26 protein-coding genes and 1 tRNA gene are annotated in these 23,058 nt (G+C 70.1%); 15 read left to right on the top strand and 12 right to left on the bottom strand.

Features of this window, described 5'->3' with window-relative positions; translation table 11 throughout:
• Nucleotides 1-69 precede the first annotated feature (69 nt).
• The gene (locus tag Q9S36_RS08580) at nt 70-1,176 is read right to left on the bottom strand and encodes a sn-glycerol-3-phosphate ABC transporter ATP-binding protein UgpC (protein WP_311284746.1); all 1,107 of its coding nucleotides are present in this window, start codon (nt 1,174-1,176) and stop codon (nt 70-72) included.
• A gap of 221 nt (nt 1,177-1,397) precedes the next feature.
• On the opposite strand from Q9S36_RS08580, the gene Q9S36_RS08575 reads away from it, so the two are divergent.
• From Q9S36_RS08575 to Q9S36_RS08565, 3 genes are all read left to right on the top strand, one after another.
• A complete protein-coding gene (locus Q9S36_RS08575) occupies nt 1,398-2,369 on the top strand; it encodes a thioredoxin domain-containing protein (RefSeq protein ID WP_311284745.1) in 972 nt (323 codons plus the stop codon).
• Between the two features lie 36 nt (nt 2,370-2,405).
• Nucleotides 2,406-2,481: transfer RNA gene (locus Q9S36_RS08570), tRNA-Thr, on the top strand.
• A 13-nt stretch (nt 2,482-2,494) separates the two neighbouring features.
• Nucleotides 2,495-3,484 carry a DMT family transporter gene (locus Q9S36_RS08565; RefSeq protein WP_311284744.1) on the top strand — a complete coding sequence of 330 codons (990 nt, stop codon included), beginning with the start codon at nt 2,495-2,497 and terminating at the stop codon, nt 3,482-3,484.
• Nucleotides 3,485-3,539: 55 nt separating this feature from the next.
• Here Q9S36_RS08565 and Q9S36_RS08560 read toward each other — a convergent pair whose 3' ends face one another.
• Nucleotides 3,540-4,097 (bottom strand): nitroreductase family protein, encoded by a 558-nt coding sequence (locus tag Q9S36_RS08560; RefSeq protein WP_251450706.1) that lies wholly within the window; start codon nt 4,095-4,097, stop codon nt 3,540-3,542.
• Nucleotides 4,094-4,519, bottom strand: coding sequence for a peptide-methionine (R)-S-oxide reductase MsrB (gene msrB, locus Q9S36_RS08555; protein WP_251450704.1), 426 nt, complete (start codon nt 4,517-4,519; stop codon nt 4,094-4,096). The genes Q9S36_RS08560 and msrB overlap by 4 nt, the downstream gene beginning before the upstream one ends.
• An 86-nt stretch (nt 4,520-4,605) precedes the next feature.
• On the opposite strand from msrB, the gene Q9S36_RS08550 reads away from it, so the two are divergent.
• The 5 genes from Q9S36_RS08550 (at nt 4,606) to groL (ending at nt 8,651) form a co-directional block, all read left to right on the top strand.
• Nucleotides 4,606-5,598 carry a DUF2332 domain-containing protein gene (locus Q9S36_RS08550; RefSeq protein ID WP_311284743.1) on the top strand — a complete coding sequence of 331 codons (993 nt, stop codon included), beginning with the start codon at nt 4,606-4,608 and terminating at the stop codon, nt 5,596-5,598.
• Between the two features lie 9 nt (nt 5,599-5,607).
• Nucleotides 5,608-5,859 (top strand): DUF3263 domain-containing protein, encoded by a 252-nt coding sequence (locus tag Q9S36_RS08545; protein WP_251450700.1) that lies wholly within the window; start codon nt 5,608-5,610, stop codon nt 5,857-5,859.
• A gap of 44 nt (nt 5,860-5,903) precedes the next feature.
• Complete coding sequence (locus tag Q9S36_RS08540; RefSeq protein WP_311284742.1) at nt 5,904-6,485, top strand: LytR C-terminal domain-containing protein; 582 nt, start codon at nt 5,904-5,906, stop codon at nt 6,483-6,485.
• 174 nt (nt 6,486-6,659) lie between these two features.
• Nucleotides 6,660-6,860, top strand: coding sequence for a cold-shock protein (locus Q9S36_RS08535; RefSeq protein WP_251450697.1), 201 nt, complete (start codon nt 6,660-6,662; stop codon nt 6,858-6,860).
• 171 nt (nt 6,861-7,031) lie between these two features.
• The gene (gene groL, locus Q9S36_RS08530; protein WP_251450695.1) at nt 7,032-8,651 is read left to right on the top strand and encodes a chaperonin GroEL; all 1,620 of its coding nucleotides are present in this window, start codon (nt 7,032-7,034) and stop codon (nt 8,649-8,651) included.
• A 60-nt stretch (nt 8,652-8,711) separates the two neighbouring features.
• On the opposite strand, the gene Q9S36_RS08525 is transcribed toward groL, so the two are convergent.
• The 4 genes from Q9S36_RS08525 to Q9S36_RS08510 form a co-directional block, all read right to left on the bottom strand.
• On the bottom strand, nt 8,712-8,999 hold the full coding sequence (locus tag Q9S36_RS08525; protein ID WP_251450693.1) for a WXG100 family type VII secretion target: 288 nt from the start codon (nt 8,997-8,999) through the stop codon (nt 8,712-8,714).
• A gap of 139 nt (nt 9,000-9,138) precedes the next feature.
• On the bottom strand, nt 9,139-10,731 hold the full coding sequence (locus Q9S36_RS08520) for a sensor histidine kinase (protein WP_396653732.1): 1,593 nt from the start codon (nt 10,729-10,731) through the stop codon (nt 9,139-9,141).
• 199 nt (nt 10,732-10,930) lie between these two features.
• The gene (locus Q9S36_RS08515; RefSeq protein ID WP_251450691.1) at nt 10,931-11,623 is read right to left on the bottom strand and encodes a response regulator transcription factor; all 693 of its coding nucleotides are present in this window, start codon (nt 11,621-11,623) and stop codon (nt 10,931-10,933) included.
• A 105-nt stretch (nt 11,624-11,728) separates the two neighbouring features.
• Nucleotides 11,729-12,277, bottom strand: a complete 549-nt coding sequence (locus Q9S36_RS08510; protein WP_251450689.1) for a TetR/AcrR family transcriptional regulator — start codon at nt 12,275-12,277, stop codon at nt 11,729-11,731.
• A gap of 73 nt (nt 12,278-12,350) precedes the next feature.
• Here Q9S36_RS08510 and Q9S36_RS08505 point away from each other — a divergent pair, with 73 nt between their 5' ends.
• Nucleotides 12,351-13,247 (top strand): alpha/beta hydrolase, encoded by an 897-nt coding sequence (locus Q9S36_RS08505; protein WP_311284740.1) that lies wholly within the window; start codon nt 12,351-12,353, stop codon nt 13,245-13,247.
• 3 nt (nt 13,248-13,250) lie between these two features.
• On the opposite strand, the gene Q9S36_RS08500 is transcribed toward Q9S36_RS08505, so the two are convergent.
• From Q9S36_RS08500 to Q9S36_RS08490, 3 genes are all read right to left on the bottom strand, one after another.
• The gene (locus Q9S36_RS08500; RefSeq protein WP_311284739.1) at nt 13,251-14,909 is read right to left on the bottom strand and encodes a DNA repair helicase XPB; all 1,659 of its coding nucleotides are present in this window, start codon (nt 14,907-14,909) and stop codon (nt 13,251-13,253) included.
• A gap of 81 nt (nt 14,910-14,990) precedes the next feature.
• Nucleotides 14,991-16,718, bottom strand: a complete 1,728-nt coding sequence (locus Q9S36_RS08495; protein WP_311284738.1) for a helicase-associated domain-containing protein — start codon at nt 16,716-16,718, stop codon at nt 14,991-14,993.
• The gene (locus Q9S36_RS08490) at nt 16,719-16,985 is read right to left on the bottom strand and encodes a multidrug ABC transporter ATPase (protein ID WP_251450681.1); all 267 of its coding nucleotides are present in this window, start codon (nt 16,983-16,985) and stop codon (nt 16,719-16,721) included.
• A gap of 159 nt (nt 16,986-17,144) precedes the next feature.
• On the opposite strand from Q9S36_RS08490, the gene Q9S36_RS08485 reads away from it, so the two are divergent.
• Nucleotides 17,145-17,528 carry a cold-shock protein gene (locus Q9S36_RS08485; protein WP_251450679.1) on the top strand — a complete coding sequence of 128 codons (384 nt, stop codon included), beginning with the start codon at nt 17,145-17,147 and terminating at the stop codon, nt 17,526-17,528.
• Entirely contained in the window at nt 17,512-18,186 is a 675-nt protein-coding gene (locus Q9S36_RS08480) for a DUF3027 domain-containing protein (RefSeq protein WP_311284737.1), read from the top strand. Before Q9S36_RS08485 ends, Q9S36_RS08480 begins: the two co-directional genes overlap by 17 nt.
• Before the next feature lie 18 nt (nt 18,187-18,204).
• Here Q9S36_RS08480 and serC read toward each other — a convergent pair whose 3' ends face one another.
• Nucleotides 18,205-19,317 (bottom strand): phosphoserine transaminase, encoded by a 1,113-nt coding sequence (gene serC, locus Q9S36_RS08475; RefSeq protein WP_311284736.1) that lies wholly within the window; start codon nt 19,315-19,317, stop codon nt 18,205-18,207.
• Between the two features lie 129 nt (nt 19,318-19,446).
• Here serC and Q9S36_RS08470 point away from each other — a divergent pair, with 129 nt between their 5' ends.
• The 3 genes from Q9S36_RS08470 to Q9S36_RS08460 all read left to right on the top strand — a co-directional run bounded on the left by Q9S36_RS08470 (nt 19,447) and on the right by Q9S36_RS08460 (nt 21,871).
• Nucleotides 19,447-20,148 (top strand): metal-dependent transcriptional regulator, encoded by a 702-nt coding sequence (locus Q9S36_RS08470; RefSeq protein WP_311284735.1) that lies wholly within the window; start codon nt 19,447-19,449, stop codon nt 20,146-20,148.
• Between the two features lie 304 nt (nt 20,149-20,452).
• Nucleotides 20,453-21,334, top strand: coding sequence for a M23 family metallopeptidase (locus Q9S36_RS08465; RefSeq protein ID WP_311284734.1), 882 nt, complete (start codon nt 20,453-20,455; stop codon nt 21,332-21,334).
• 129 nt (nt 21,335-21,463) lie between these two features.
• Nucleotides 21,464-21,871 (top strand): hypothetical protein, encoded by a 408-nt coding sequence (locus Q9S36_RS08460; protein ID WP_311284733.1) that lies wholly within the window; start codon nt 21,464-21,466, stop codon nt 21,869-21,871.
• Between the two features lie 46 nt (nt 21,872-21,917).
• Here Q9S36_RS08460 and Q9S36_RS08455 read toward each other — a convergent pair whose 3' ends face one another.
• On the bottom strand, nt 21,918-22,181 hold the full coding sequence (locus Q9S36_RS08455; protein ID WP_311284732.1) for a hypothetical protein: 264 nt from the start codon (nt 22,179-22,181) through the stop codon (nt 21,918-21,920).
• Between the two features lie 240 nt (nt 22,182-22,421).
• Here Q9S36_RS08455 and Q9S36_RS08450 point away from each other — a divergent pair, with 240 nt between their 5' ends.
• Nucleotides 22,422-22,919, top strand: a complete 498-nt coding sequence (locus Q9S36_RS08450; protein WP_251450668.1) for an HNH endonuclease — start codon at nt 22,422-22,424, stop codon at nt 22,917-22,919.
• Nucleotides 22,920-23,058: the final 139 nt, after the last annotated feature.

Raw genomic sequence — 23,058 nt, 5'->3', positions numbered from 1 at the left:
GGGCGGTCGGCGGAAAAGCACTGCGGCGCGGGGGGTCAGACGACCCGCCCGCGCCGCAGCAGCGTTCTGTCAGTGCCCGGAGACGACGGGAGCGTCGTTCAGGCGCTCGCCGGTCTCCATGTCGAACGCGTGAACGTGGCCGGCGGTCGCCGCGAGGGTGACCGTCTCGCCGGAGTTCGGGTGGTTGCGTCCGTCGACGCGGGCGACGATGTCGGTGCGCTTGCCGTTGATGTCGGTGTGCCCGTAGAGGTAGCCGTCCGCGCCGAGTTCCTCGACGAGGTCGACCACGACCGAGAGGCCCTTGCCGTCGGCCGGGCCGACGACGATGTCCTCGGGACGGACACCGACGGTGACCTCGCTGCCGTGGGCACGGCCCACGGTGTCGCGGTCCAGCGGGACGACCTCGGTGCCGAACTGCACGCCGCCCTCGGCGAGTGCCGCCGGGAACAGGTTCATGGCGGGCGAGCCGATGAAGCCGGCGACGAACACGTTGTTCGGGCGCTCGTACAGGTCGCGCGGGGTGCCGACCTGCTGGAGCAGGCCGTCCTTGAGCACGGCGATGCGGTCGCCCATGGTGAGCGCCTCGGTCTGGTCGTGCGTGACGTAGACCGTGGTGACGCCCAGGCGACGCTGCAGCGACGCGATCTGGGTACGCGTCTGCACGCGCAGCTTCGCGTCGAGGTTCGACAGCGGCTCGTCCATGAGGAACACCTGCGGCTGGCGGACGATCGCGCGGCCCATGGCGACGCGCTGACGCTGACCACCCGAGAGGGCCTTGGGCTTGCGGGTGAGGTACTCCTCGAGGTCGAGCAGCTTGGCGGCCTCGAGGACGCGGTTGGCGCGCTCCTCCTTGCCGACACCGGCGATCTTGAGCGCGAAGCCCATGTTCTCGGCGACGGTCATGTGCGGGTACAGCGCGTAGTTCTGGAACACCATCGCGATGTCGCGGTCCTTCGGCGGCACGTCGGTGACGTCGCGGTCACCGATGAGGATGCGGCCGGAGTTGACCTCTTCGAGGCCGGCGAGCATGCGCAGCGAGGTGGACTTTCCACAGCCGGACGGGCCGACCAGGACGAGGAACTCGCCGTCGGCGACCTCGAGGTTGAGCTTGTCCACAGCGGGGCGCGTGCCCCCGGGGTACAGGCGGGTTGCGTTGTCAAAGGTGACGGACGCCATGTTCTCTTCTCCTTCACCGGCAGGTACGTGCCGGACGATCCGTAGTGATGGATGAGCGGGGGCTTTCCCGCGCGCCCGCCATCGGGCGCAATGCACAGTATGACACGCCTCGCGCGGGCTCCGCGTCTGGGCATTTCCCAGACTGCCTGGTTAACATCGATTCCGGCCGCCTCTTCGTGCGGCCTCCGCCGAGATCCGGCCCGTCCGTCCCGAGAGGTTCCATGTCGAGCGACGATTCCGCGAATGCGCCCGCACCCAGCGAGCGCCGCGACGCCGTGCGCGAGAAAGCCCAGCAGGTGCACGTGCGCCAGTCCCGGGCGCAGCGCATCCGCATCGCCGTCCTCTCCCTGAGCGCCGTCGCCCTGGTCGTAGTCGCCGCGGTGACCGTGACCATGATCGTCTCGTCTGCGGCATCCAAGCCCCTCCTCCGCCCGGCCAATCTCGACGACGACGGATTCGCCGTGACGAGCATCGCCGGCGTCGCCCTGTCGTCCGGTGCCGTGCAGGATGCCGAGCCCACCCCGACCCCGACGCCGACGGCCGAGGATGATGGAGACGAAGAGGAGGCGGAGGCGACGCCGTCGCCCACGCCGACCGAGCAGCCGGTGGTCGACATCCGCGTGTACGTCGACTACCTGTCGACCGGTTCCCGCGAGTTCCAGCTCGCCAACGTTCAGCAGCTGGCCGAGTGGGTCGACGAGGGTGCCGCGACGCTGGCCTACCACCCGGTATCGATGCTCACCGCCAAGTCCAACGGCACCAAGTACTCGCTGCGCGCGGCCGGGGCTGCGGCGTGCGTGGCCACCCACTCGCCCGACTCGTTCTTCGCGTACAACAACGCGCTGCTGAGCCAGCAGCCCGAGGTCGACTCCGACGGCTACACCGACACCGAGCTCGCCTCGCTCGCGATCGCCGCGGGGGCCGACTCCCCGCGGGAGGTCCGCTCGTGCATCGAGGCGCAGGAGTTCCAGGGCTGGGCGCGCACGGCCACCGAGCGGGCGCTGGACGGCCTGCCCGACACCGAGGTGACGCTGACGGGCACCCCGACGGTCCTGGTCAACGGCAACCAGTACGTCGGCGCGCTCGATGACCCGCAGGAGTTCGCGCAGTTCGTGCTCACGATCGCCAGCGACGCCTACTACAAGGCCACCCCCACGCCGAGCCCGAGCGCGACCCCGACCCCCACGCCGTAACGGTCGCCCGCCTGCTCCTGGCTAGACTGGGAGCCTGCCGACTTGGCGCAATTGGTAGCGCACCTAACTTGTAATTAGGGGGTTACGGGTTCGAGTCCCGTAGTCGGCTCCATGAGCGGACACCGATGACGAGCATCACGCCTCACGCGCCTGCATCGCCGCGTCCGCTGCCCGCGTGGCTCGCGCTCGCGGGCGCGGTCGTCGTGGGAGTGCTGACCGCGCTGCAGGCTCGCGTCAACGGCGATCTCGGTGTGCGGCTGGATGACGGCTTTGTCGCGGCCGTGGTGTCGTTCGGATCCGGCCTGGCGATCCTGATCGTCCTGTCCGTCGCCACGCGCGCCGGACAGCGTGGGTTCCGCGCCTTGGTCGCCGGTGTGCGCGGCCGGGCGATCCCGTGGTGGATGCTGGCCGGCGGCGCCGCGGGAGCCCTCACCGTCGCGACGCAGGGCCTCGCGGTGGGGCTCATCGGGGTTTCGCTGTTCACCGTCGGAATGGTCGCGGGGCAGGCGCTCAACGGCCTTGTGCTCGATCGCATCGGCTACGGCCCCGGAGGGGCGGTCGCCGTCACCGTCCCGCGCCTCATCGGCGGCGCGCTCGCCCTCGCGGCCGTGGCCCTCGCGCTGACGGGCGAAGGGGTGCGAGGGATCCCCTGGTGGATGCTGCTCCTGCCGTTCCTCACCGGCGCCGGCATCGCGTGGCAGCAGGCGACCAACGGGCGGCTGCGGGCCAAGGTCGGCACGCCGCTCACGGCCACCCTGGTGAACTTCGTCGGGGGGACGGCGATCCTCGCCGTCGCCGCGGTCGTGCACGTGGCCGCCGTCGGCGCGCCCGATCCGTTCCCGGCCGACCCGCTCGTCTACACCGGCGGCGCGATCGGCGTGGTCTACATCTTCCTGTCGGCCGCGCTCGTCCAGCACACCGGCGTGCTGCTGCTCGGGCTCGGCGCGGTGACCGGCCAGCTCACCACGTCGCTCGTGCTCGACCTGCTGTGGCCGTCGGCCGCCGGGCCGGGGCTCGCGCAGAGCGCGGTCATGGTCGCCGTGGCCCTGCTGTCGGTGGTCGTCGCCACCGTCCCATGGAAACGCGTGCCCCGGCGGCGACGAGGGCGAGCCTGACGGCCGCGGTGGCTGACGATCGCCCGGGCTCAGATCTGAGTTCTCAGGCCCGGGCTCAGGCCTGCTCGTCCTCGGCTCCCGGCATCCGAGAGAGCACCTTGCGGGCATCCAGCACGTGACGCTTGCCGGGGCGTTCCCGCTCGGGCTTGCCGCCGACGTAGAGCCAGCCCAGGAGCTCCTCGTTCTTCTTCAGACCGTGCGCTTTCGCGACGGCCTTCGCCCGGGTGTAGTGGCCGGTGCGCCACAGGACGCCCCAGCCGGCCTCGTCCAGCAGCAGGCTCAGCACGTGCGCGACGCCGGAGGCGACGGCCTCCTGCTCCCACCGTGCGACCTTGCTCGACTTCTGGTAGCTGGCGACGACGGCGATGAGCAGGGGCGCACGCAGCGGTTTCGACGACGACCCCTTCTCGCCCTCGGCCTTGTTGATGGCGCGGCCGAGGCGCTCGCGGTCGGCGCCGCGCAGCTCGATCAGGCGCCAGGGGCGCAGCGACGCGTGATCGGCGACGCGGCCGGCCGCCGAGACGAGCGTCAGCAGCTCGTCGTGCGACGGCGCCGCGTCGGTGACCTTCGACCAGGAGCGGCGCGCGCGCACCGCATCCAGCGCGCCGGTCACGCCGGAGCGTCCGAGGTGCTCCCGGTCTCCGGGGTGAACTGCAGCGACAGCGAGTTCATGCAGTACCGGTCCCCGGTGGGCGTGCCGAATCCGTCGGGGAAGACGTGTCCCAGGTGCGAGCCGCAATTGGCGCAGCGCACTTCGGTGCGCACCATTCCGTGGCTGGTGTCCTCGATCAGCTCGACCGCTTCGGGTCGCACCGACTCGTAGAAGCTCGGCCACCCGCAGTGCGAGTCGAACTTGGTGCCGCTCTGGAACAGCTCCGCGCCGCACGCGGCACACGCGTACAGCCCCGCGCGCGACTCGTCGAGCAGCTCACCCGTCCAGGCCCGCTCGGTTCCCGCCTGTCGCAGCACGGCGTACTGCTCGGCGGTGAGCTCTTCGCGCCACTGGGCATCGGTCTTGTTGACGGCGTAGGTCATGACTCCTCCTCGATCCTCACCCATTCAACCCCAGCGTGGGCGCCGCTGTTCCCGCGGCGCTGAGCGTCTGCCGCGAGAATGGGCGGATGGACGACGAGCGCACGGCGGTGGCGGAGCGCTACGCGCGGTTCGCGCGGGACGAAGCACCCGGCCGCAGCGACCTGTACGCGACGTGGGCGGCGGGCGTGGCCGCCGACGACGAGGTGCAGGCGACGCTGGCGATGCTCCCCGTCGCGCGCCGGCAGCCGCCGCTCGTCTTCGCCGTCTCACGGATGCTGGGCGCGCCCGAGCTCGGCTACGGGGTGTGGCGCGCGTGGGTGAGCGAGCACGCCGACGAGCTGATCGCCGAGGCCGGCCGGCGATCGCTGCAGACGAACGAGCCGCAGCGGTGCGCCGCCCTGCTGCCCGCGCTCTCGCTCATCGACGGCCCGATCGCCCTGCTGGAGATCGGAGCCAGTGCGGGTCTGTGCCTGTACCCCGACCGCTACTCCTACCGCTATCGCGGCGGACCGGCGCTCGATCCGCCGGGCGGTGCGTCGCCGGTGGTGCTGTCGTGCGAGCTGCGGGGCACGCACCCGCCCCGCCTGCGGCTGCCCGACATCGTGTGGCGGGCGGGTGTCGATCTGACACCGCTGAACCCGAGGGATGCCGGCGACCGCCGCTTCCTGTCATCGCTGGTGTGGCCCGGAGAAGCCGGTCGCGCCGAACGCATCACCGCGGCGCTCGACATCGCGGCGACCGAGCCCGCCCCGATCCTCGCCGGTGACGCCACCGAGCCCGACACCCTCGCGGCGGCGATCGCCGCCGCTCCGCCCGACGCGGTGCTCGTCATCACGACGCCGGGCGTGCTGCCCCACATCCCGCGCGACGGGCGCGAACGGCTGCTGACGGCGATCGCGGCGGCCCCCGCGCGGTGGGTGAGCATCGACCCGCCGGCGCTCCATGACCGCTGGAACCCGCCCGTGGATGCCGCGTGGGGCGGGTTCGTGCTCGGCCTCGACGGGCGTCCGCTCGCGGCGGTGGACCCACTCGGCGCTTTCGTGGAGTGGCGCGACGGAGCCGCGGCCCACCCGGGTTAGCGTGCTGGAGTGCCCCTGACCGACCGAGATCGCGCCCTGCTGGACTTCGAGAACGCCTGGTTCACCCACGCCGGCGCCAAGGAGGAGGCGATCCGCAGCGACCTGGGGTTGTCGCCCGCTCGCTACTACCAGCTGCTCGGTCGGCTCATCGACACCGCTGAGGCGCAGGCCCATGACCCGCTTCTCATCGGCAGGCTCCGGCGTCAGCGCGACGCCCGCATGACGGAGCGGGCGCCGGTCCCGGCGCGCGCGATCGGCTGACCCGGCCGAACGGCCGCCACAGCGCGTTTCGATAGCATCGTCGGGTGCCGCACTCGTCCTTCCCCCGGGATCGCTTCGACGACATCCCCTCGGACAGCGGACGCATCGGCGCCCATCGCGCGGAGCAGCCGCACATGCACCGCTGGGTGATCCTGCTGTGGGCGATCGCGGCGACCGTGGTGCTCACGCTGGTCGGCATCTTCGGCACCCTTCTGGTGTCGGGGCGGATCGACCTCTTCCCCGCACCCGATCCGGGTTCCACCGCCGTGGCGACGCCCGGCGTGGAACCCGTCGTGGACACCTCGTACGCCGTTCTGATCCTCAACGCCACGGCGCAGGACGGGCTGGCGACCCAGACCAAAGACCTCGTGGTCGCCGCGGGGTGGGCCGACGCGGACGTGCTGGCCAGCGAGGCCGGCAGCGACGACTTCGCCGAGACGACGGTGTATTACGTGGATGCCGCCGACGAAGCCGCGGCGGCGGGCCTGGCCGACCTCGTGCTCGGCGGGGCGAACATCGAGCAGAGCGATGCCTACCAGCCGGCCGATCCCGAGACCCCGCAGCTGACGGTCGTGCTGGGGCTCGACCGTGCCGATGCGGGCGGTTCGGCCACGCCTGCCCCGTGAGCGTGCGGACCCCGTCAGCGCCGTGAGGGTGCTCGTCCGAGGGCGGCATCCGGCTCGTGTGTTTCGCGCCCGTAAATACTTCGATGCCACCGTGTCAACAGTTGCCGATGGCCCCATTTCAGCGTGATTCCGCTGTTTACGATGGGCGCAATCGCACAGCAACAGGAGATTCGCATGACCCAGGGCACCGTCAAGTGGTTCAACGCCGAGAAAGGCTATGGCTTCATCACGGTGACGGATGGCCGGGACGTCTTCGTCCACTACTCGAACATCGACATGACCGGCTTCCGTGTACTCGAAGAGGGCCAGGCGGTGGAGTTCACCGTCGGCACCGGACAGAAGGGGCCGCAGGCGGAATCCGTCCGCCCGGTCTGACCCCTCACCTCGGAACCAGAGCGGGACGCCTTCGGGCGTCCCGCTCTCTCGTGTTGCGCAGTAACACCGCGTGGCTTGCACTCGACCAGGGCGAGTGCCAGAATGACTTAGCACTCGGTCTGACTGAGTGCTAATGACCGAAAGCCAACGTCCGGGAGGGACGACACACACATGGCAAAGATCATCGCTTTCGATGAGGAGGCCCGCCGTGGCCTCGAGCGCGGCCTGAACATCCTGGCCGACGCCGTCAAGGTGACCCTGGGTCCCCGCGGTCGCAACGTCGTGCTCGAGAAGAAGTGGGGCGCTCCCACGATCACGAACGACGGTGTCTCGATCGCCAAGGAGATCGAGCTCGACGACCCGTACGAGAAGATCGGCGCGGAGCTCGTCAAGGAGGTCGCCAAGAAGACCGACGACGTCGCCGGTGACGGCACGACGACGGCCACCGTCCTGGCCCAGGCGCTCGTCCGCGAGGGTCTGCGCAACGTCGCAGCCGGCGCCGACCCCATCTCGCTCAAGCGCGGCATCGAGAAGGCCGTCAAGGCCATCACCGACCAGCTGCTCGAGGGCGCCAAGGAGGTCGAGTCCAAGGAGCAGATCGCTGCGACCGCCTCGATCTCGGCCGCTGACCCCGAGATCGGCGCGCTCATCGCCGAGGCCATCGACAAGGTGGGCAAGGAGGGTGTGGTCACCGTCGAGGAGTCCCAGACCTTCGGCACCGAGCTCGAGCTCACCGAGGGCATGCGCTTCGACAAGGGCTACCTGAACCCCTACTTCGTCACCGACCCGGAGCGTCAGGAAGCGGTCTTCGAGGACCCCTACATCCTGATCGCCAACCAGAAGATCTCCAACATCAAGGACCTTCTGCCGATCGTCGACAAGGTGATCCAGGACGGCAAGGAGCTCGTCATCATCGCCGAGGACGTCGAGGGCGAGGCGCTTGCGACTCTCGTGCTCAACAAGATCCGCGGCATCTTCAAGTCGGCTGCCGTCAAGGCTCCCGGCTTCGGCGACCGCCGCAAGGCTCAGCTGCAGGACATCGCGATCCTCACGGGCGGACAGGTCATCACCGAAGAGGTGGGCCTCAAGCTCGAGAACGCGACGCTCGACCTGCTCGGCCGTGCCCGCAAGGTCATCATCACCAAGGATGAGACCACGATCATCGAGGGCGCCGGCGAGGCGTCGCAGATCGAGGGTCGCGTGACCCAGATCCGCCGCGAGATCGACAACACCGACAGCGACTACGACCGCGAGAAGCTCCAGGAGCGCCTCGCCAAGCTCGCCGGCGGCGTCGCCGTCATCAAGGCGGGGGCGGCCACCGAGGTCGAGCTCAAGGAGCGCAAGCACCGCATCGAGGACGCCGTCCGCAACGCCAAGGCTGCGGTCGAAGAGGGCATCGTCCCCGGCGGTGGCGTGGCGCTGATCCAGGCCGGCAAGACCGCGTTCGCGAACCTCGAGCTCGTGGGCGACGAGGCGACCGGCGCGAACATCGTCAAGGTCGCGATCGAGGCTCCGCTGAAGCAGATCGCTCTGAACGCCGGTCTCGAGCCGGGTGTCGTCGCCAACAAGGTGGCGGAGCTTCCGGCCGGTCACGGTCTGAACGCCGCCACGGGCGAGTACGGTGACCTGTTCGCACAGGGCATCATCGACCCCGCCAAGGTGACCCGTTCGGCGCTGCAGAACGCCGCGTCCATCGCGGGCCTGTTCCTCACCACCGAGGTCGTCGTCGCCGACAAGCCCGAGAAGGCCGCCGCTCCCGCGGGCGACCCGACGGGTGGCATGGACTTCTGATCCATCACCTCATCGAAGAAGGCCCCGGTCGCGCAAGCGGCCGGGGCCTTCTCCCTTTCCTCAGCGGAACAACCCGGCCGTCGCCATCTCGGCATCGGCGTACTGCCGTCCGGCGGTCGCCAGGGCGGTGTTGATCCCCGCGAGGGACTCCTCGACCTGACGCTGCGTGGCCCGCCACTGCTCGACCGCGCCGTGGAAGGAGCTCGACGCGCTGCCGGTCCATGACGACTGCAGGCCGGTGAGCTGAGCCATCATCGACTGCGTTTCGGCCTGGATGCGGTCGATGGTCCCGCGGATGGAACCGGTCGCTGCCAGCACGGCGTCGCTGTCGACGGAGAAGACGGCCATGAACGCTCCTTTCGATCAGGGGCGGGCGCGTCTGCCCTGCCCACGTGCCCGCCACGCTACGGCGGCGTGTCCCGCCCTCCGAGGGTCGGCCGGCGCCGGTGGACAACCTGACGCCGAGCGGATGCTGGGGAGGAGCCGGTCAGTCCTGATCAGATGTCACCGAGCGCAGCGGCTGCGTCTCGAGGTGACGGTGCGCCTCGGCATCCTGACGATCGACCAGTGGGAGGGCGACGCGGAAGGTGGCGCCGCCGCCGGGGGTGTCGCTCACCGACACGGTGCCGTGGAGGGCTTCGACGATGGATGCGACGATCGACAGCCCGAGCCCCGACCCGCCGGTCTCGCGGGTGCGGGAGTTGTCGGCGCGCCAGAAGCGCTGGAAGATCTTCTCCTTGATCTGATCCGGCACCCCCTCGCCGTGGTCGACGATCTCGATCCAGCCGGTGCTGCGGGCGCGATCGACGCCGACCCTCAGCTCGACGGGGGAGTCCTCCGCCGTGAAGCGGCGGGCGTTGCCCAGCAGGTTCGTGACCACCTGGCGGATGCGGTTCTCGTCCCCGAGCACGATCGGCTCGACCGGATCGGTGGAGAAGTCCGCCGCGACGCCCGACGGCGGGTCGATCGGCGGGGTGGCCGGGGCGCCCGATCCGGCTGCGCCGGGTGCCCCGTTCCGCTGCCGGCGACGGAGCATCGCGAGCGTGACGCTCGCTCGCGCGATCGCGGACGTCGGCGGTCCCGACCGCTTGCGCGGCGTGCCGTCATCGAGCATGAGTCGCTGGGGAAGATCCGGCAGCAGCGGGCCGGCTGTGGTGTCGATGACCGTGACCGCACGCTGCGGGGAGGTCGCGCGCACGTCGAGGGCGGCATCCCGGGCGATCGGGCGCAGGTCGACGGGGGCGATCACGACGTCGCGGCGCTCGTCGAGTCGGGCGAGCGAGAGGAGGTCTTCGACGAGGAGCCCCATCCGGATCGCCTCCTTCTCGATGCGCTCCATCGACTGCGCGACGTCCTCATCGCTGGTGATCGCGCCCATGCGGTACAGCTCGGCGTAGCCCCTCACGGTCACCAGGGGAGTGCGCAGCTCATGGCTGGCGTCGCCGATGAAGCGGCGCATCTGCTGGACCGTGGCGTCGCGCTGTGAGATGGCGGCATCCACCCGTCCCAGCATGGCGTTGATGGCCGACTTCAGTCGTCCCACCTCGGTGCCGGGGGCGATGTCGGTCATGCGGGTGCTGAAATCTCCCGACGCGATCGACATGGCCGTGGTCTCGACCTGCGCGAGGCTGCGGAACGCCAGCGTCACCAGGAGTCGTGTGGCGAGGGCCCCGACGACGATCGTGATCACCGCGATGATGCTGTAGATGCCGAGGTAGGTGCCGATCGTGCGGTTGACGCCGGCCAGCGGCGCGGCCACGAGCTGCGTGTACAGGATCCCGCCGCTCACGGTCTCCTGAACCGTCACCGTCGCGCGGTACTCGGCCTCGCCGTCGGGACTGGTGAGGGTGAACACCTGCAGCTCACGGGCGAGCGCGAGGTCGAGGGGGAAACTCGCCGGGAAGTCCGGCTCGGCCGCGCTGCGGCCGCCCGCGACGGCGAGTGGTTCGTAGGGGTCGGCGGGGTCGTAGACGACCACGAAGTAGTCGGTGTCGGGCGCGGCCTCGATCCGCTCCGGCTCGATCGTGCCGTCGCGCACCACCATGTCGAACTGCTGCGAGGCGACGTCGGTGCGGGCCACGTCCTGCAGGTTGCTCTCGATGTTCGCGGTCAGGGCGGTGCCGAGGAAGGCGGTCGTTCCGATCCCGGCGCCGAGCAGTCCGAGGGCGAGGACGGCGACGCAGACGCCCGTGACCTTGGCTCGCAGGCTGATGCTGCGCCACCCACGGGTGATCGCGTCGGTCTTGTGCGCCAGGACGGCCCCCTCCGGTCGCGGCCGCCTACGCGGTCTTGCCGGCCTTGAGCATGTATCCGAATCCGCGCTTGGTCTGGATGAGCGGCTCGGACGAGTGGGGATCGATCTTACGTCGCAGATACGAGATGTAGCTCTCGACGATGCCGGCGTCGCCGTTGAAGTCGTACTCCCACACGTGGTCGAGGATCTGAGCCTTCGACAGCACACGGTTGGGGTTGAGCATGAGGTAGCGCAGCAGCTTGAACTCGGTGGGACTGAGGTCGATCGACACGTCGCCGACCTGCACGTCGTGGGTGTCCTGATCCATCGTCAGCTCTCCGGCGCGGATCACCGACTCCTCATCGGCCTGCATCGTGCGCCGCAGGATCGCCTGGATGCGCGCGACGATCTCGTCGAGGCTGAACGGCTTCGTGACGTAGTCGTCGCCGCCGGCGTTGAGGCCGGTGATCTTGTCTTCGGTCTCGTCCTTGGCGGTGAGGAACAGGATGGGCGCGGTGTAGCCCGCGCCCCGGAGTCGCTTGGTGACGCTGAACCCGTTCATGTCGGGCAGCATCACGTCGAGCACGATGAGGTCGGGTTCCTCCTCGAGCACGGCCGAGATCGTCTGGGCGCCGTTGGAGACGGCCCGAACCTGGAACCCCGCGAAGCGGAGGCTCGTGATGAGCAGGTCGCGGATGTTCGGCTCGTCGTCCACGACGAGGATGCGAGGTGCGGTCATGCCCTCATTATGGCCATCGATCTCATGCGCTGTCTGGATATCGCCCGGAGAGGCGGGATGCGGGGCGTGCCCGCTTCACGCCGGGCGAGGCCTTGTCGGGCCGATTCAGTCCAGGCTCGCGCGCACCGCCCGCTCGACCACGGGCCGGATGGCGGCATCCGGATCCACAGTCACACGGTGCAGCACGAGGCCGTCCGCGGCCGCCATGAGCGATCGCGCGGCGTCAACGGGGGAGCGGGCGCCGACCCGGGCGAGGAGCGCGGTCGTCCACTCGACGTAGGCGCGGCGCTGGTCCAGGAGCGGAGCGAGCAGGTCGGGGTCGCCGGCGCCCTCGAGGAAGAGTGCGAAGCGGGCCCGGGTGCGGCCGGCGAAGGGGCCGGTCTCGACGGCGACCATCGCGCACAGCGCGTCGGCCAGTTGCTCGGCCGTCTCGACGGGCGGGTTCTCGGCGGCGGCGAAGTCGGCGCGCTCGCTCTCGGCCAGGTGGGTGACCACACCGGCGACGAGGGCGTCGCGCGTGCGGAACCAGTTCGACGTCGATCCCTTCGGCAGGCCGGCCCGCTCGTCCACGCGGGCGTGGGTGAGCGCGCGAATGCCCTGCTCGCCGACGAGCGCGAGCGCCGCGTCGAGGGCTCGGTCTCTGGTGGTGGCCACATCACGACCCTAGATGCGAGCTGCCTACTAGAGAAGTAGTGACACGGCACTAGAGAAGTAGTATTGTGCGGCCATGGACGAGAGAGCGACGGACGCCGACGCGTCGACCGTGCTGCCGCCGATCCCGGAGGTGACCGGCTTCACGCACGAGTTCGTCGACACTCCGGGGCTGCGTGCGCACGTGGCGACGATCGGCGCGGGCGAGCCGGTGCTGATACTCCACGGCCTGCCCCAGCATTGGTGGCAGTGGAGGGATGTCGGTCCCGCACTCGGCGGGCGATATCGCGTGATCTGCCCGGACGCCCGGGGCTTCGGCTGGTCGCAGGCGGCATCGCCGCGGATCGAGCGGTACTCGATGCGGGACGACGTGGTGGCCGTCATGGATGCCCTCGGGCTGGAACGGGTGCGGCTCGTGGCGCACGACATGGGTGCGGTGGTGGCGGCGCAGCTGGCATACGCCCACCCGGAGCGGGTGCGCGCGATGGTGCTGCTCTCGGTGCCGCCGCCCTTCATGAGGCTGGGGCTCGGCATGCTGCCGGCGATGCGCCACGTGCCGAAGCTGCGCTTCCGGCGGGCGGGGCAGTCGCTGGACTGGGTGTTCCAGCCGCCGTATGTGGCCACGCCCCTGAGTGGGCAGACGCTCGCCACCTACCTCGGCCCACTGCGCGACCCGGCGAAGGATGCCGCGATCCGCGAGGTCTACCGCGGGCTGCTGATCGCCGGTGAGATGCCGGCGCTCGCCACGGGCGCGTACCGTCGGCGACGTCTGCGCGTCCCCGCCCTGTACGCCTTCGGCGAGCGGGACGAGCCGTTGACGGCCGCGTTCGTGCGGAAGCACAGCGGCGACGTGTCGCGCTTCGCCGACCACGTCGAGTTCGCATCCATCCCGGATGCCGCGCATTTCGCCACCGACGACAATCCCGGCGCCGTGGTCGACCTCGTGACGGACTTCTTCGCGCGGACGGGCTGAGCCTCAGGCGGCGAGGGACTCCGCGTCGAGGATCGTGTAGGCATAACCCTGCTCGGCGAGGAACCGCTGGCGGTTCTGCGCGAAGTCCTGGTCGACGGTGTCGCGGGCGATCAGCGTGTAGAAGCTCGCCGTCTTGCCCGACTGCTTCGGACGCAGCAGCCTCCCGAGCCGCTGCGCCTCCTCTTGACGCGAGCCGAACGACCCGGACACCTGGATGGCGACCGAGGCCTCGGGGAGGTCGATCGAGAAGTTCGCGACCTTCGAGACGACCAGCACCGTGATCTCGCCGACCCGGAAGGCCTGGTACAGCTCCTCGCGCTCGTCGACGGGCGTCTGCCCGGTGATCTTGGAGGCGCCGAGCGCTTCGGCGAGCACGTCGATCTGATCCAGATACTGCCCGATGATCAGGATGCGCTCGCCGGCGTGCTTGTCGACCAGCCGCTGGACGACGTCGATCTTGGCGGGGGCCGTCGCCGCCAGCCGGTACCGGTCGTCGTCCGCGGCGGCGGCGTATTCGAGACGGTCGCCGGCGGGCAGGTCGACACGGACCTCGTAGCAGACGGCCGGTGAGATGAAGCCCTGCGCCTCGATCTCCTTCCACGGCGCATCGAACCGCTTGGGGCCGATGAGGCTGAACACGTCGCCCTCGCGGCCGTCCTCGCGCACGAGCGTCGCGGTGAGGCCCAGCCGGCGCCGCGCCTGCAGGTCGGCGGTGAGCTTGAACACCGGGGCGGGCAGCAGATGCACCTCGTCGTAGACGATGAGACCCCAGTCCAGAGCGTCCAGCAGGGCGAGGTGGGCGTACTGGCCTTTCCTCTTGGCGGTGAGGATCTGGTAGGTGGCGATCGTGACGGGCTTGACCTCTTTGACCTGCCCCGAGTACTCGCCGATCTCCTCAGCGGTCAGCGACGTGCGCTTGAGCAGTTCGTCGCGCCACTGCCGCGCGCTCACGGTGTTGGTCACGAGGATCAGCGTCGTGGTCTTCGTCTCGGCCATCGCGCCGGCGCCGACGAGCGTCTTGCCCGCGCCGCAGGGGAGCACCACGACGCCGGAGCCGCCCTCGGCGAAGACGTCGACCGCCTGCCGCTGGTACGGCCGCAGCTTCCAGCCGCCCGCACCGTCTTCGGCGAGGTCGATCGGATGCGGGGTGCCGGGCGTGTAGCCGGCGAGGTCTTCGGCGGGCCAGCCGATCTTCAGCAGCTCCTGCTTGATGTGGCCGCGCGCCCAGGCATCCACGACGAAGGTGTCGGGGGAGGGGTTGCCGATCAACAGCGGCTGGATGCGCTTGTTCTTGGACACCTCGGCAAGGACGGCGGGGTCGGTCGAGCGCAGCACGAGCGCGCTCTCGCCGTCGACCTCGTCGCGTTCGATGACGAGCCTGCCGTAGCGCCCGACCGTCTCGCGGATGTCGATCGACACCGACGGCGGCACCGGGAAGCGCGACCAGCGATCGAGGGTGGCGAGCATGTCCTCGGCGTCGTGGCCCGCCGCGCGGGCGTTCCACAGGCCGAGACGCGTGATGCGGTACGTGTGGATGTGTTCGGGGGCGCGCTCGAGCTCGGCGAAGATCGCGAGTTCGTGGCGCGCGCTCTCGGCGTGCGGGTGCGCGACTTCGAGGAGCACCGTGCGGTCGCTCTGGACGATGAGGGGGCCGTCAGCCATAACGTGCCAGTCTACCGGGCCTCACCTGCGCGGCGCCGACGTCGGTGGAGCGCCGGCGCAGGCGACTCGGCCCGGTCGCGGTCACTCGGTGCCGGGCGCGCGCACGCTCACGATGCTCGACACCGGGAGGGTCCGCTCGATGTCGGCGGCCCGGTCGCGGCCACGCAGCCGGCCACCGCCGAGGCCGGTGGCCTCGAGGATGAACGAGCGCTCGCCGCCGTCCGGCATCCGCACCACGACGACGAGTTCGCTGCGGGTGCGCACCGACTGCTCGAGCTCGCGCTGCAGCCATGCGCCGTCGTCGCCCTCGCCGTGACCGGAGCGCAGGGACTCGAGCAGCCGATCGTAGGAGCGCAGCAGATCGGCCCCCGCGGCCTGCTGGGCCGAGCCGGTCCGGCGGTGCATCGCCACGGTGTGACCGCTGCTGTCCACGGCGACGACCGGGTAGCGGGCGTCGGCGAGGGCCCAGTAGACGGCGTCGCGCGCGACGCGGGTGGTGAGGGACGCTCCGTCGTCCACGAGACCGAGCGGGCGAAGGGCCTGATCGACGGCGACGGTGTCGAGCAGGCCGGCATCGTCACTGTCGACGCGCGTCCGGCCGGTGGCGGCATCCTCGCTCACCCTCACGCGGCCGTGGCGGGCGGCGGTGCTGTCGATGAGGTAGTCCAAGGGCTGCGGGATGCCGGTGAGCGACAGTTCCGAGAGGAAGGCGCGGATGCCGTCGGCGTCTTCGCCCTCGGTCATCCCGGTCGCCAGCGAGCCGGCGGTGAAGCGGTACGTGGATGCCTGGGCGCGGGACTCGCGCACCGCGATGCGGCGCAGGCGCAGGTCGAGCGGCGGTGAGAGGGGACCCGGGGCGATCGCGCTGAGGTCGGCCTGCAGGTAGACACGATCGATCTCGGCCGGGAGGTGCTCCAGAAGCGACGAGGGATCCGCCGGCGCGCCGCTGCGCAGCGACTGCGCCCAGGGCGGTTCGTCGCCGGACGTGCCGACGAGCCCCCACCGCACGGCGAGGTCGCGCAGTCGTGTCGCGGTCGCCGCCCAATCCGGTGCGAGCGGGTACATCTCGGGCCAGACGTCCAGGGCGACCCAGCCACCGTCGTCGGTGCGCAGTCCTGCGGGCAGCGAGGAGCGGAAGCCCTCGGCCACGAGAGCCCACCGCTGGGCCGTCGAGGATTCCAGCCACGAACCGGCGGCGTCGGTCACCGTCCATTCGCGGTCGGTCGCGATGACCAGTCCCGCGGTCTTCGCAAGGGCGACGAGGGCGTCGAGCTCGGCCCCGTCGACCACCGCACCGGATTCGACGAGCTTCTTGCGGTCGAACGCGCTCACGGCGCCGGTGCCGGTGCGCGACAGGGGCGACGTGAGACCGGCGAGCAGGACGTCGGCCAGCGCGCCGGCGGTGGTGAAGATCGTCTCGGCGGCGGCAGCCGCCTGCTGCGGGTTCGACGGCTGGGCCGCGTCCGGCGTTTTCAGGGGAGCGAACGCGTCGGGATTCGATGCCCGGGCGGCCGCGAGGCGGGACCGCACGATCTCGAGGGGACGGCCGTCGGGGTCTGCCAGCGCGAAGCGTTCGAGGGATGCCGCGGCGCCGGTCGCGGCATCCGTCGCCAGGGCGGCGAGGACGGGACGCGGAAGCTGGGCGACGGCCCGATCGATGGATGCCGGATCGAGCAGGCTCTCGGCGACGTCGAAGAAGTCGTGCCAGGTGGCGGCGGGCGAGACGCCGCGCACGGCGAACGTCTCGGCGAGCGCCACGTCGTCGCGGCCGGCAAGCCAGGTCGCGAGAGCGCGCTCGTCGGAGGGCACTCAGCCGCCTCGGTTGGCCCGGGATCGGCGGACGAGGCTCATGACCAGCACCGTCAGCAGCAGAGCGAAGGCGACGATCGGCGCGATGTAGACGAGCACGCCGACGGCGGGCCATGCTCCGGACGACATGTCGGCCCCCGCGGAGGTGCCGATCATGATGGCGAAGAACGCGAGGATGGACAGCACGAGCAGGCCCAGCGACATGAAGGCCAGGAGGCGGTCGATCGGGCGGATCGGAACGTCTTCGCCCGGAGTGTGCGTGCTCATCCGGATCAGCCTATCCTGCGGCGGTTGCCCGCAGGGGAGCGCCCCCGCTGTCGAACACCATCGCGGGCGGACACCTGGCGTAGTCTGGTGGGCGGGGGATCGCACGCCCCTGTTCGGCCATGCCCGCTCAGCGGGCTCAGACACACAGAGGTTTCGCGCATGCCCACCGGCAAGGTCAGGTTCTACGACGAGGACAAGGGCTTCGGGTTCATCGCCGCCGATGACGGCCAGGATGTCTTCCTGCACGCCACCGCCCTGCCCGCCGGAGCCCCGGCTCCGAAGCAGGGCACGCGGGTCGAGTTCGGCGTCGCCGACGGCAAGCGCGGACTCCAGGCGCTGTCGGTGCGGATCCTCGAGGCGCCGGTGAGCCTGTCGAAGCGCTCGCGCAAGCCCGCAGACGACATGGCGATCATCGTCGAAGACCTCGTGAAGCTGCTCGACGGCATCGGCGGAGACCTGCGCCGCGGTCGCTACCCCAGCGGCGGGCACGCCAAGAAGGTCGCGGCCGTGCTGCGCAAGGTCGCCGATGAACTCGACGCCTGAGCCCGACCCCGCTCTCATCGAGGCGCGTGACCTCGCGCTCGCTGCGCTGAAGGACATCACCCCCGACGCCACCATCGGCGCGCCCGCCGGCTACCGTCTCGAAGAGGACGGCGTCGTCTCGCTGCGCTTCGAGAACCGACTCGGCGGCTACCCCGGCTGGTACTGGACCGTGAGCCTCGCGCGCGTCGAGAGTGAAGAGCCGACGGTGCTCGAGGTCGAGCTGCTGCCCGGCGACGGCGCTCTGCTCGCACCGGACTGGGTGCCGTGGGCCGAGCGGCTCGCCGACTATCAGGCCGCGCAGGCCGCGCAGGCCGAGGCCGGCGACGAGGCCGACACCGAAGCGGATGCCGGTGAGTTCGACGACGTGGACGACATGGATGAGGGCGACTTCGACGCGGACGGGTCGCCGATCCTGCACGCCGGCGACGTCGACGGTGTCGACATCGACGAGCTCGCGGACGACGCCGAGTCGGATGACGACGACGAGTCCGATGACGATGATGACGAGTCGGATGACGACGACGACGAGTCGGATGACGACGACGAGTCGGATGACGATGACGACTCCGACGACTCCGGCGGGGACGACGACGAGTCGGACGACGACTTCGACGAGGACGATTCCGACGACTCGGACGAGGACGACTCCGACGACTGACCGCCGGCGCCGCCGCGCTCAGCTGTTCTCGAGCGTGAAGTCGATGCAGCGGATCAGCTGACGCACGTCGTCGGGCTCGATCGAGACGAACGTCGCGATGCGCAGCTGGTTGCGCCCGAGCTTGCGGTAGGGCTCGGTGTCGACGATGCCGTTCGCGCGAAGGCTGCGGGCGATCGCTGCGGCATCCACGGATTCGTCGAAGTCGATCGTCACCACGACCGGAGAGCGGTCGGCGGGGTTCGTCACGAACGGCGTCGCCACCGACGAGGCCTCGGCCCACGCGTAGAGAGCGCCCGACGATTCTCGTGTGCGCGCGTCTGCCCACACGAGCCCGCCGTTGCCGAGGATCCACTCCAGCTGGTCGTCGAGGAGGAACAGCGTCGCCAGGGCCGGAGTGTTGAGCGTCTGATTGAGCCGCGAGTTGTCGACGGCGTTCTTGAGGCTCAGGAACTCGGGGATGTAGCGACCCGAGGCGGCGATGCGCTCGATGCGCTCGATGGCGGCGGGCGAGACCGCCGCGAACCACAGGCCGCCGTCCGAGCCGAGGTTCTTCTGCGGTGCGAAGTAATAGACGTCCGCCTCGGCGGCCGAGAAGTCGATGCCGCCCGCGGCGCTCGTCGCGTCGATCACGGTGAGCGCGCCGTCATCGCCGGCCACGCGCTCGATGGGGGCCGAGACGCCCGTCGAGGTCTCGTTGTGCGGGTAGGCGTAGACGTCCACGCCCGCGACCGGCTCGGCCACCGCGCGGGTGCCCGGCTCGGCTTTGCGGACGTCCGGGGCGTCCAGCCACGGGGCTGCCGCCGCGGCGGCGAACTTGCCGCCGAACTCTCCGAAGACCAGGTTCTGGCTGCGCTTCTCGATGAGACCGAACGCCGCGGCATCCCAGAAGGCGGTCGAGCCGCCGTTGCCGAGGATGATCTCGTAGCCGTCGGGGAGTCGGAACAGATCTGCCAGGTGTGCACGGACGCTGCCGACGAGGTCCTTCACCGGCGCCTGGCGGTGCGAGGTCCCGAGGATCGAGGCGCCGCGACCGAGCAGCGCCTCGAGCTGCGTCGCGCGCACCTTCGAGGGGCCGCATCCGAAGCGTCCGTCGGTGGGGAGGATTTCACGGGGCAGCACGACGTGGGACATGCGTCGATTCTAGAGAGGTGCGCTCGCCGGACCGGTGCGTGTGACCTGTCGTGACGCGTCGCCGCAGGTCGGCGCGCACCCCGCGAAGGCTAGGCTGGGAGCGGATTTCTGCGAAGCGAGGACGCCCCCATGACCGACCTGATCGACACCACCGAGATGTACCTGCGCACCATCCTCGAACTCGAGGAGGAGAACATCATTCCTCTGCGTGCGCGCATCTCGGAGCGGCTCGGTCACTCCGGACCGACCGTGTCGCAGACGGTGGGGCGCATGGAGCGCGACGGGCTCGTCGTCGTATCGGACGACCGCAGCCTGCAGCTCACCGACGCCGGGCGGCAGAAGGCCGTCGATGTGATGCGCAAGCACCGCCTGGCCGAGCGTCTGCTGTCGGATGTGATCGGGCTGGACTGGGCGTACGTGCACGAAGAAGCGTGCCGGTGGGAGCACGTCATGAGCGAGCAGGTCGAGCGGCGTCTGGTCGAGCTCCTCGGCCACCCGACGGAGTCGCCGTACGGCAACCCCATCCCGGGCCTCGATCAGCTGGGCGATGTTCCGGCCAACCAGTTCGAGCAGGGCGTCATCGGACTCGTGAAGAAGCTGAACGCCGAGGGCGGCCCGATCTCGGGCACCGTGCGCCGGCTGGCCGAGCCCGCGCAGGTCGACCCCGAGCTGCTGCAGCAGCTGAAGGCGGCCGGGGTCATTCCCGGCGCGACCGGCGACTACCGCTACAACGAGGGTTACGTGCTGGTGCAGATGGAGGGTGATTTCGAGGGCCTGGAGCTGCCCGTCGAGGTCGCTTCGCACATCTTCCTCGTCGACGCACAGCGCTGATTCCGTCGCTCATCCGGCTTTCGCGCGCCCGCGTGGCAGACATGCCCAGGGTTCTGCCAGGGCCGGAGCGTGACATATTCGTTACCTTCCGGTAGCCTCGGAACGTCCGACAGGCGAGAAGCCCGCCGACCGGACCCCACCCTGATAGCCTCGCCGGCTCGTCGTCTGTGGTGGGAACCCGCACAACGTGCCCCGAACATCGAGTGCCGACGAGCCAGCGCCCCGGCGCATCGAGGCGCCGGAGGATAGTTTGACCGAAGAGATCCATACGCCCGCAAGCGAGTCCCCGTCCGACGCGACAGGTGTGACTCGTAGAGCGCGCGGACGACGCACGCCGGCCACCCGTCCCGCTCCCGTCGTCGCCGCTCGCACCGCTGTCGCCCCGGTCCGTCCGGTCAAGCGCGTCGACGCCAAGCGCGCGATCAAGCCGCTGCGCAGCCTCGCCATCCTGACGATGGTCGGCGGTCTCATCGCCACCGTCGCCCTTCCCGCCTACGGTGCGTTCCGGCCCACCGAAGAGGTGGCCATGACCCTCCAGCAGGTCGCCATCGACGACGCGCAGTCGCTCGTCGTGGCTTCCGACGCCGAGTCGACGCAGCTCTCTCGCGAGAGCTACTCCGCCACCACGCAGGAGGAGATCGACAAGAAGAAGGCGAAGGAAGCGGCTGCCAAGGCTGCCGCCGAGCGCGCTCGTGCCGCACAGGAAGCGGCCGCTGCCGCCTCGACCGGCACGACCGTCGACGTCAGCGAACTCAGCACGACGTCGGCCGAGACCTCGGTCGCCGCCGGCTCGGGTGCCGTCCGCTGGCCGCTGCAGAACTTCACCAAGGGCCGCGGCCTGTGGGACTCCGGCTACCACCAGGGTGTCGACCTGCTCGCGCCTTGCGGTCAGCCGCTCTACGCGGCCGCTGACGGCGTCGTGCGCATCTCGCAGGAGGGCTACGGCGGGTACGGCGTCGCCGTCACCATCGACCACGTCATCGGCGGTCAGCAGGTCAACACCCTGTACGGCCACATGACGTACGGCAGCCGCCTCGTCGCCTCTGGCCAGACCGTTTCGGCCGGCCAGCAGATCGGCGTCGTCGGCAGCACGGGCAGCTCGACCGCGTGCCACCTCCACTTCGAGGTCCACATCAACGGCGGTGTCGTCGACCCGTGGGCCTGGCTGGTCAACAACGCCGGCTGACACGGCTTTCAAGAGAGCGGATGCTGCACCTCGCAGCATCCGCTCTCTTTTTCGTCGTGGGGTGAGGCAAGATGCTGCTCCGCCCGCTGTCGCGGTCACCGTTAGAGCTGCACCCGGTATTTTGGCGGGATGCGGTCATCGGCGAAGGTGTTGCTGGTTCTGCCCCTGCTCGGGCTGTTGGCGGGATGCACCGCGACGACGCTGCCCGAGTTCCAAGCGGAGCAGACTGACCGCGACGTCATCCGCGACACGTCCGCGCACGAAGGCGTAGATGTGGAGAGCACGCGGTACGTCGGGGACGTCGAAGGAGCGGAGCTGTATCTCGCCCGCGGGGACGAGGGGGACACGCTCTGCCTCATCCACATTCGCGATCAGGAATGGGAGCAGATGGGATGCGGTGCCGGGCTGGGTCTCGGCACGGTGCTTCCGAGCGGCACGCGCATCGAAGCGGGCACCTTCAGGTTCCCGGCCGAAGAGGTCGGCGACGGTGAACGCGAACAGCTCAGTGAGAGCGTCGCAGTGATCACTTACCCTTAGGGTTTCCGCCGCTGCTCTCGGTACCCTGGCCGTGGGAGGCATCATGTCAACGGACGACGAAGTGGTTCGACCCGGATCCGATATCGACATCGCCATCGACCGCGCGCTCGAGGCGGCACAGCTGCGCGTCGCCGACGGTGCGACGACATCGACCGTCGGCGTGGTCGAAGACCGGGAGCCGCTCGCCCCTGAGGCCTTCGGCGCGGTGGACGCTGCGGACGGCGAATAGGCCCTTCAGCTCGCCCCGTCGTTCGTCGACACGCCACCGGGCGTTCAGGAAGGCGATGACCCCGGGCGCGTCGTCGTGCATTACCCTGAGACGGACGCTTGAAAGAAGCGGAGGAAGCCGATGGACTGCACACCACGCATCCGAACCATGGATGCGCTTGGGCGCCACGTCCTTCGGCATTGCCTGAGCGGATGCTGCGGCCTGCCGCACGCGCCGAGGCGCTGTCTGTAGACAGCGCCTTTTTTCATGCCCTTCGTCCTCGATCGCGCGTCAAAAGTCGAATCACCGGGAAGCCGTCCCGGCCGTTCGAGAGGATGGGGAATGCGCACACTGGTGCTCAATGCGGGCTATGAGCCGCTCGCCGTGGTGTCTTTCAAGCGAGCGCTCGTGCTCGTGATGAACGACAAGGCCACGGTCGTGGAATGCATCGAAGGCGAACCGGTCTGGGGAACCAGATACACCTACGACAGACCGGCGGTGATCGTCCTGACCCGCTACGTGCGGGTGCCGGGGGTGCGCCACGTGCCGGTCACCCGCCGAGGGGTGCTGCGGCGTGACGCGCACCGTTGCGCGTACTGCGGCAAGGCGGCCTCGACGATCGACCACGTGCTGCCGCGATCGCGTGGCGGCGCCGACTCGTGGGAGAACCTCGTGGCGTGCTGCCTGCGCTGCAACAACGTCAAGGGCGATCGCACCCCGCAGGAGATGGAGTGGGAGCTGCGTCTCATCCCGCGGCCGCCGCGAGGAGCGCAGTGGACGGTGCGCGGCACCGAGCGCAGCGACCCGCGCTGGGAGCCGTACCTGGCGCTCGCTGCCTGACGCCCGCTCGAGACGCCACCGCCGCTTGACGCGCTGTCGTTGCGCCTGCCCGGAGGCCGACGGGCGAGCCACCGCGCTCAGCGCGTATCATCGAACATTCGTGCAGTAAAGCCCGCTGGCGATGTCCGAACCCCGGCGT

It is taken from the genome of Microbacterium sp. ARD31 (genome assembly GCF_031844425.1).
The sequence above is the reverse complement of the archived record's forward strand: the minus strand, read 5'-3'. Positions and strand labels throughout refer to the sequence as shown.

Excerpts from the sequence above, each read along its gene's own strand:
- Q9S36_RS08580 (WP_311284746.1), bottom strand. The coding sequence starts at position 1,176 with ATGGCGTCCGTCACCTTTGACAACGCAACCCGCCTGTACCCCGGGGGC.
- Q9S36_RS08575 (WP_311284745.1), top strand. The coding sequence starts at position 1,398 with ATGTCGAGCGACGATTCCGCGAATGCGCCCGCACCCAGCGAGCGCCGC.
- Q9S36_RS08565 (WP_311284744.1), top strand. The coding sequence starts at position 2,495 with ATGACGAGCATCACGCCTCACGCGCCTGCATCGCCGCGTCCGCTGCCC.
- msrB (WP_251450704.1), bottom strand. The coding sequence starts at position 4,519 with ATGACCTACGCCGTCAACAAGACCGATGCCCAGTGGCGCGAAGAGCTC.
- Q9S36_RS08550 (WP_311284743.1), top strand. The coding sequence starts at position 4,606 with ATGGACGACGAGCGCACGGCGGTGGCGGAGCGCTACGCGCGGTTCGCG.
- Q9S36_RS08535 (WP_251450697.1), top strand. The coding sequence starts at position 6,660 with ATGACCCAGGGCACCGTCAAGTGGTTCAACGCCGAGAAAGGCTATGGC.
- groL (WP_251450695.1), top strand. The coding sequence starts at position 7,032 with ATGGCAAAGATCATCGCTTTCGATGAGGAGGCCCGCCGTGGCCTCGAG.
- Q9S36_RS08525 (WP_251450693.1), bottom strand. The coding sequence starts at position 8,999 with ATGGCCGTCTTCTCCGTCGACAGCGACGCCGTGCTGGCAGCGACCGGT.
- Q9S36_RS08515 (WP_251450691.1), bottom strand. The coding sequence starts at position 11,623 with ATGACCGCACCTCGCATCCTCGTCGTGGACGACGAGCCGAACATCCGC.
- Q9S36_RS08505 (WP_311284740.1), top strand. The coding sequence starts at position 12,351 with ATGGACGAGAGAGCGACGGACGCCGACGCGTCGACCGTGCTGCCGCCG.
- Q9S36_RS08500 (WP_311284739.1), bottom strand. The coding sequence starts at position 14,909 with ATGGCTGACGGCCCCCTCATCGTCCAGAGCGACCGCACGGTGCTCCTC.
- Q9S36_RS08490 (WP_251450681.1), bottom strand. The coding sequence starts at position 16,985 with ATGAGCACGCACACTCCGGGCGAAGACGTTCCGATCCGCCCGATCGAC.
- Q9S36_RS08485 (WP_251450679.1), top strand. The coding sequence starts at position 17,145 with ATGCCCACCGGCAAGGTCAGGTTCTACGACGAGGACAAGGGCTTCGGG.
- Q9S36_RS08480 (WP_311284737.1), top strand. The coding sequence starts at position 17,512 with ATGAACTCGACGCCTGAGCCCGACCCCGCTCTCATCGAGGCGCGTGAC.
- serC (WP_311284736.1), bottom strand. The coding sequence starts at position 19,317 with ATGTCCCACGTCGTGCTGCCCCGTGAAATCCTCCCCACCGACGGACGC.
- Q9S36_RS08470 (WP_311284735.1), top strand. The coding sequence starts at position 19,447 with ATGACCGACCTGATCGACACCACCGAGATGTACCTGCGCACCATCCTC.
- Q9S36_RS08460 (WP_311284733.1), top strand. The coding sequence starts at position 21,464 with ATGCGGTCATCGGCGAAGGTGTTGCTGGTTCTGCCCCTGCTCGGGCTG.
- Q9S36_RS08455 (WP_311284732.1), bottom strand. The coding sequence starts at position 22,181 with ATGCACGACGACGCGCCCGGGGTCATCGCCTTCCTGAACGCCCGGTGG.
- Q9S36_RS08450 (WP_251450668.1), top strand. The coding sequence starts at position 22,422 with ATGCGCACACTGGTGCTCAATGCGGGCTATGAGCCGCTCGCCGTGGTG.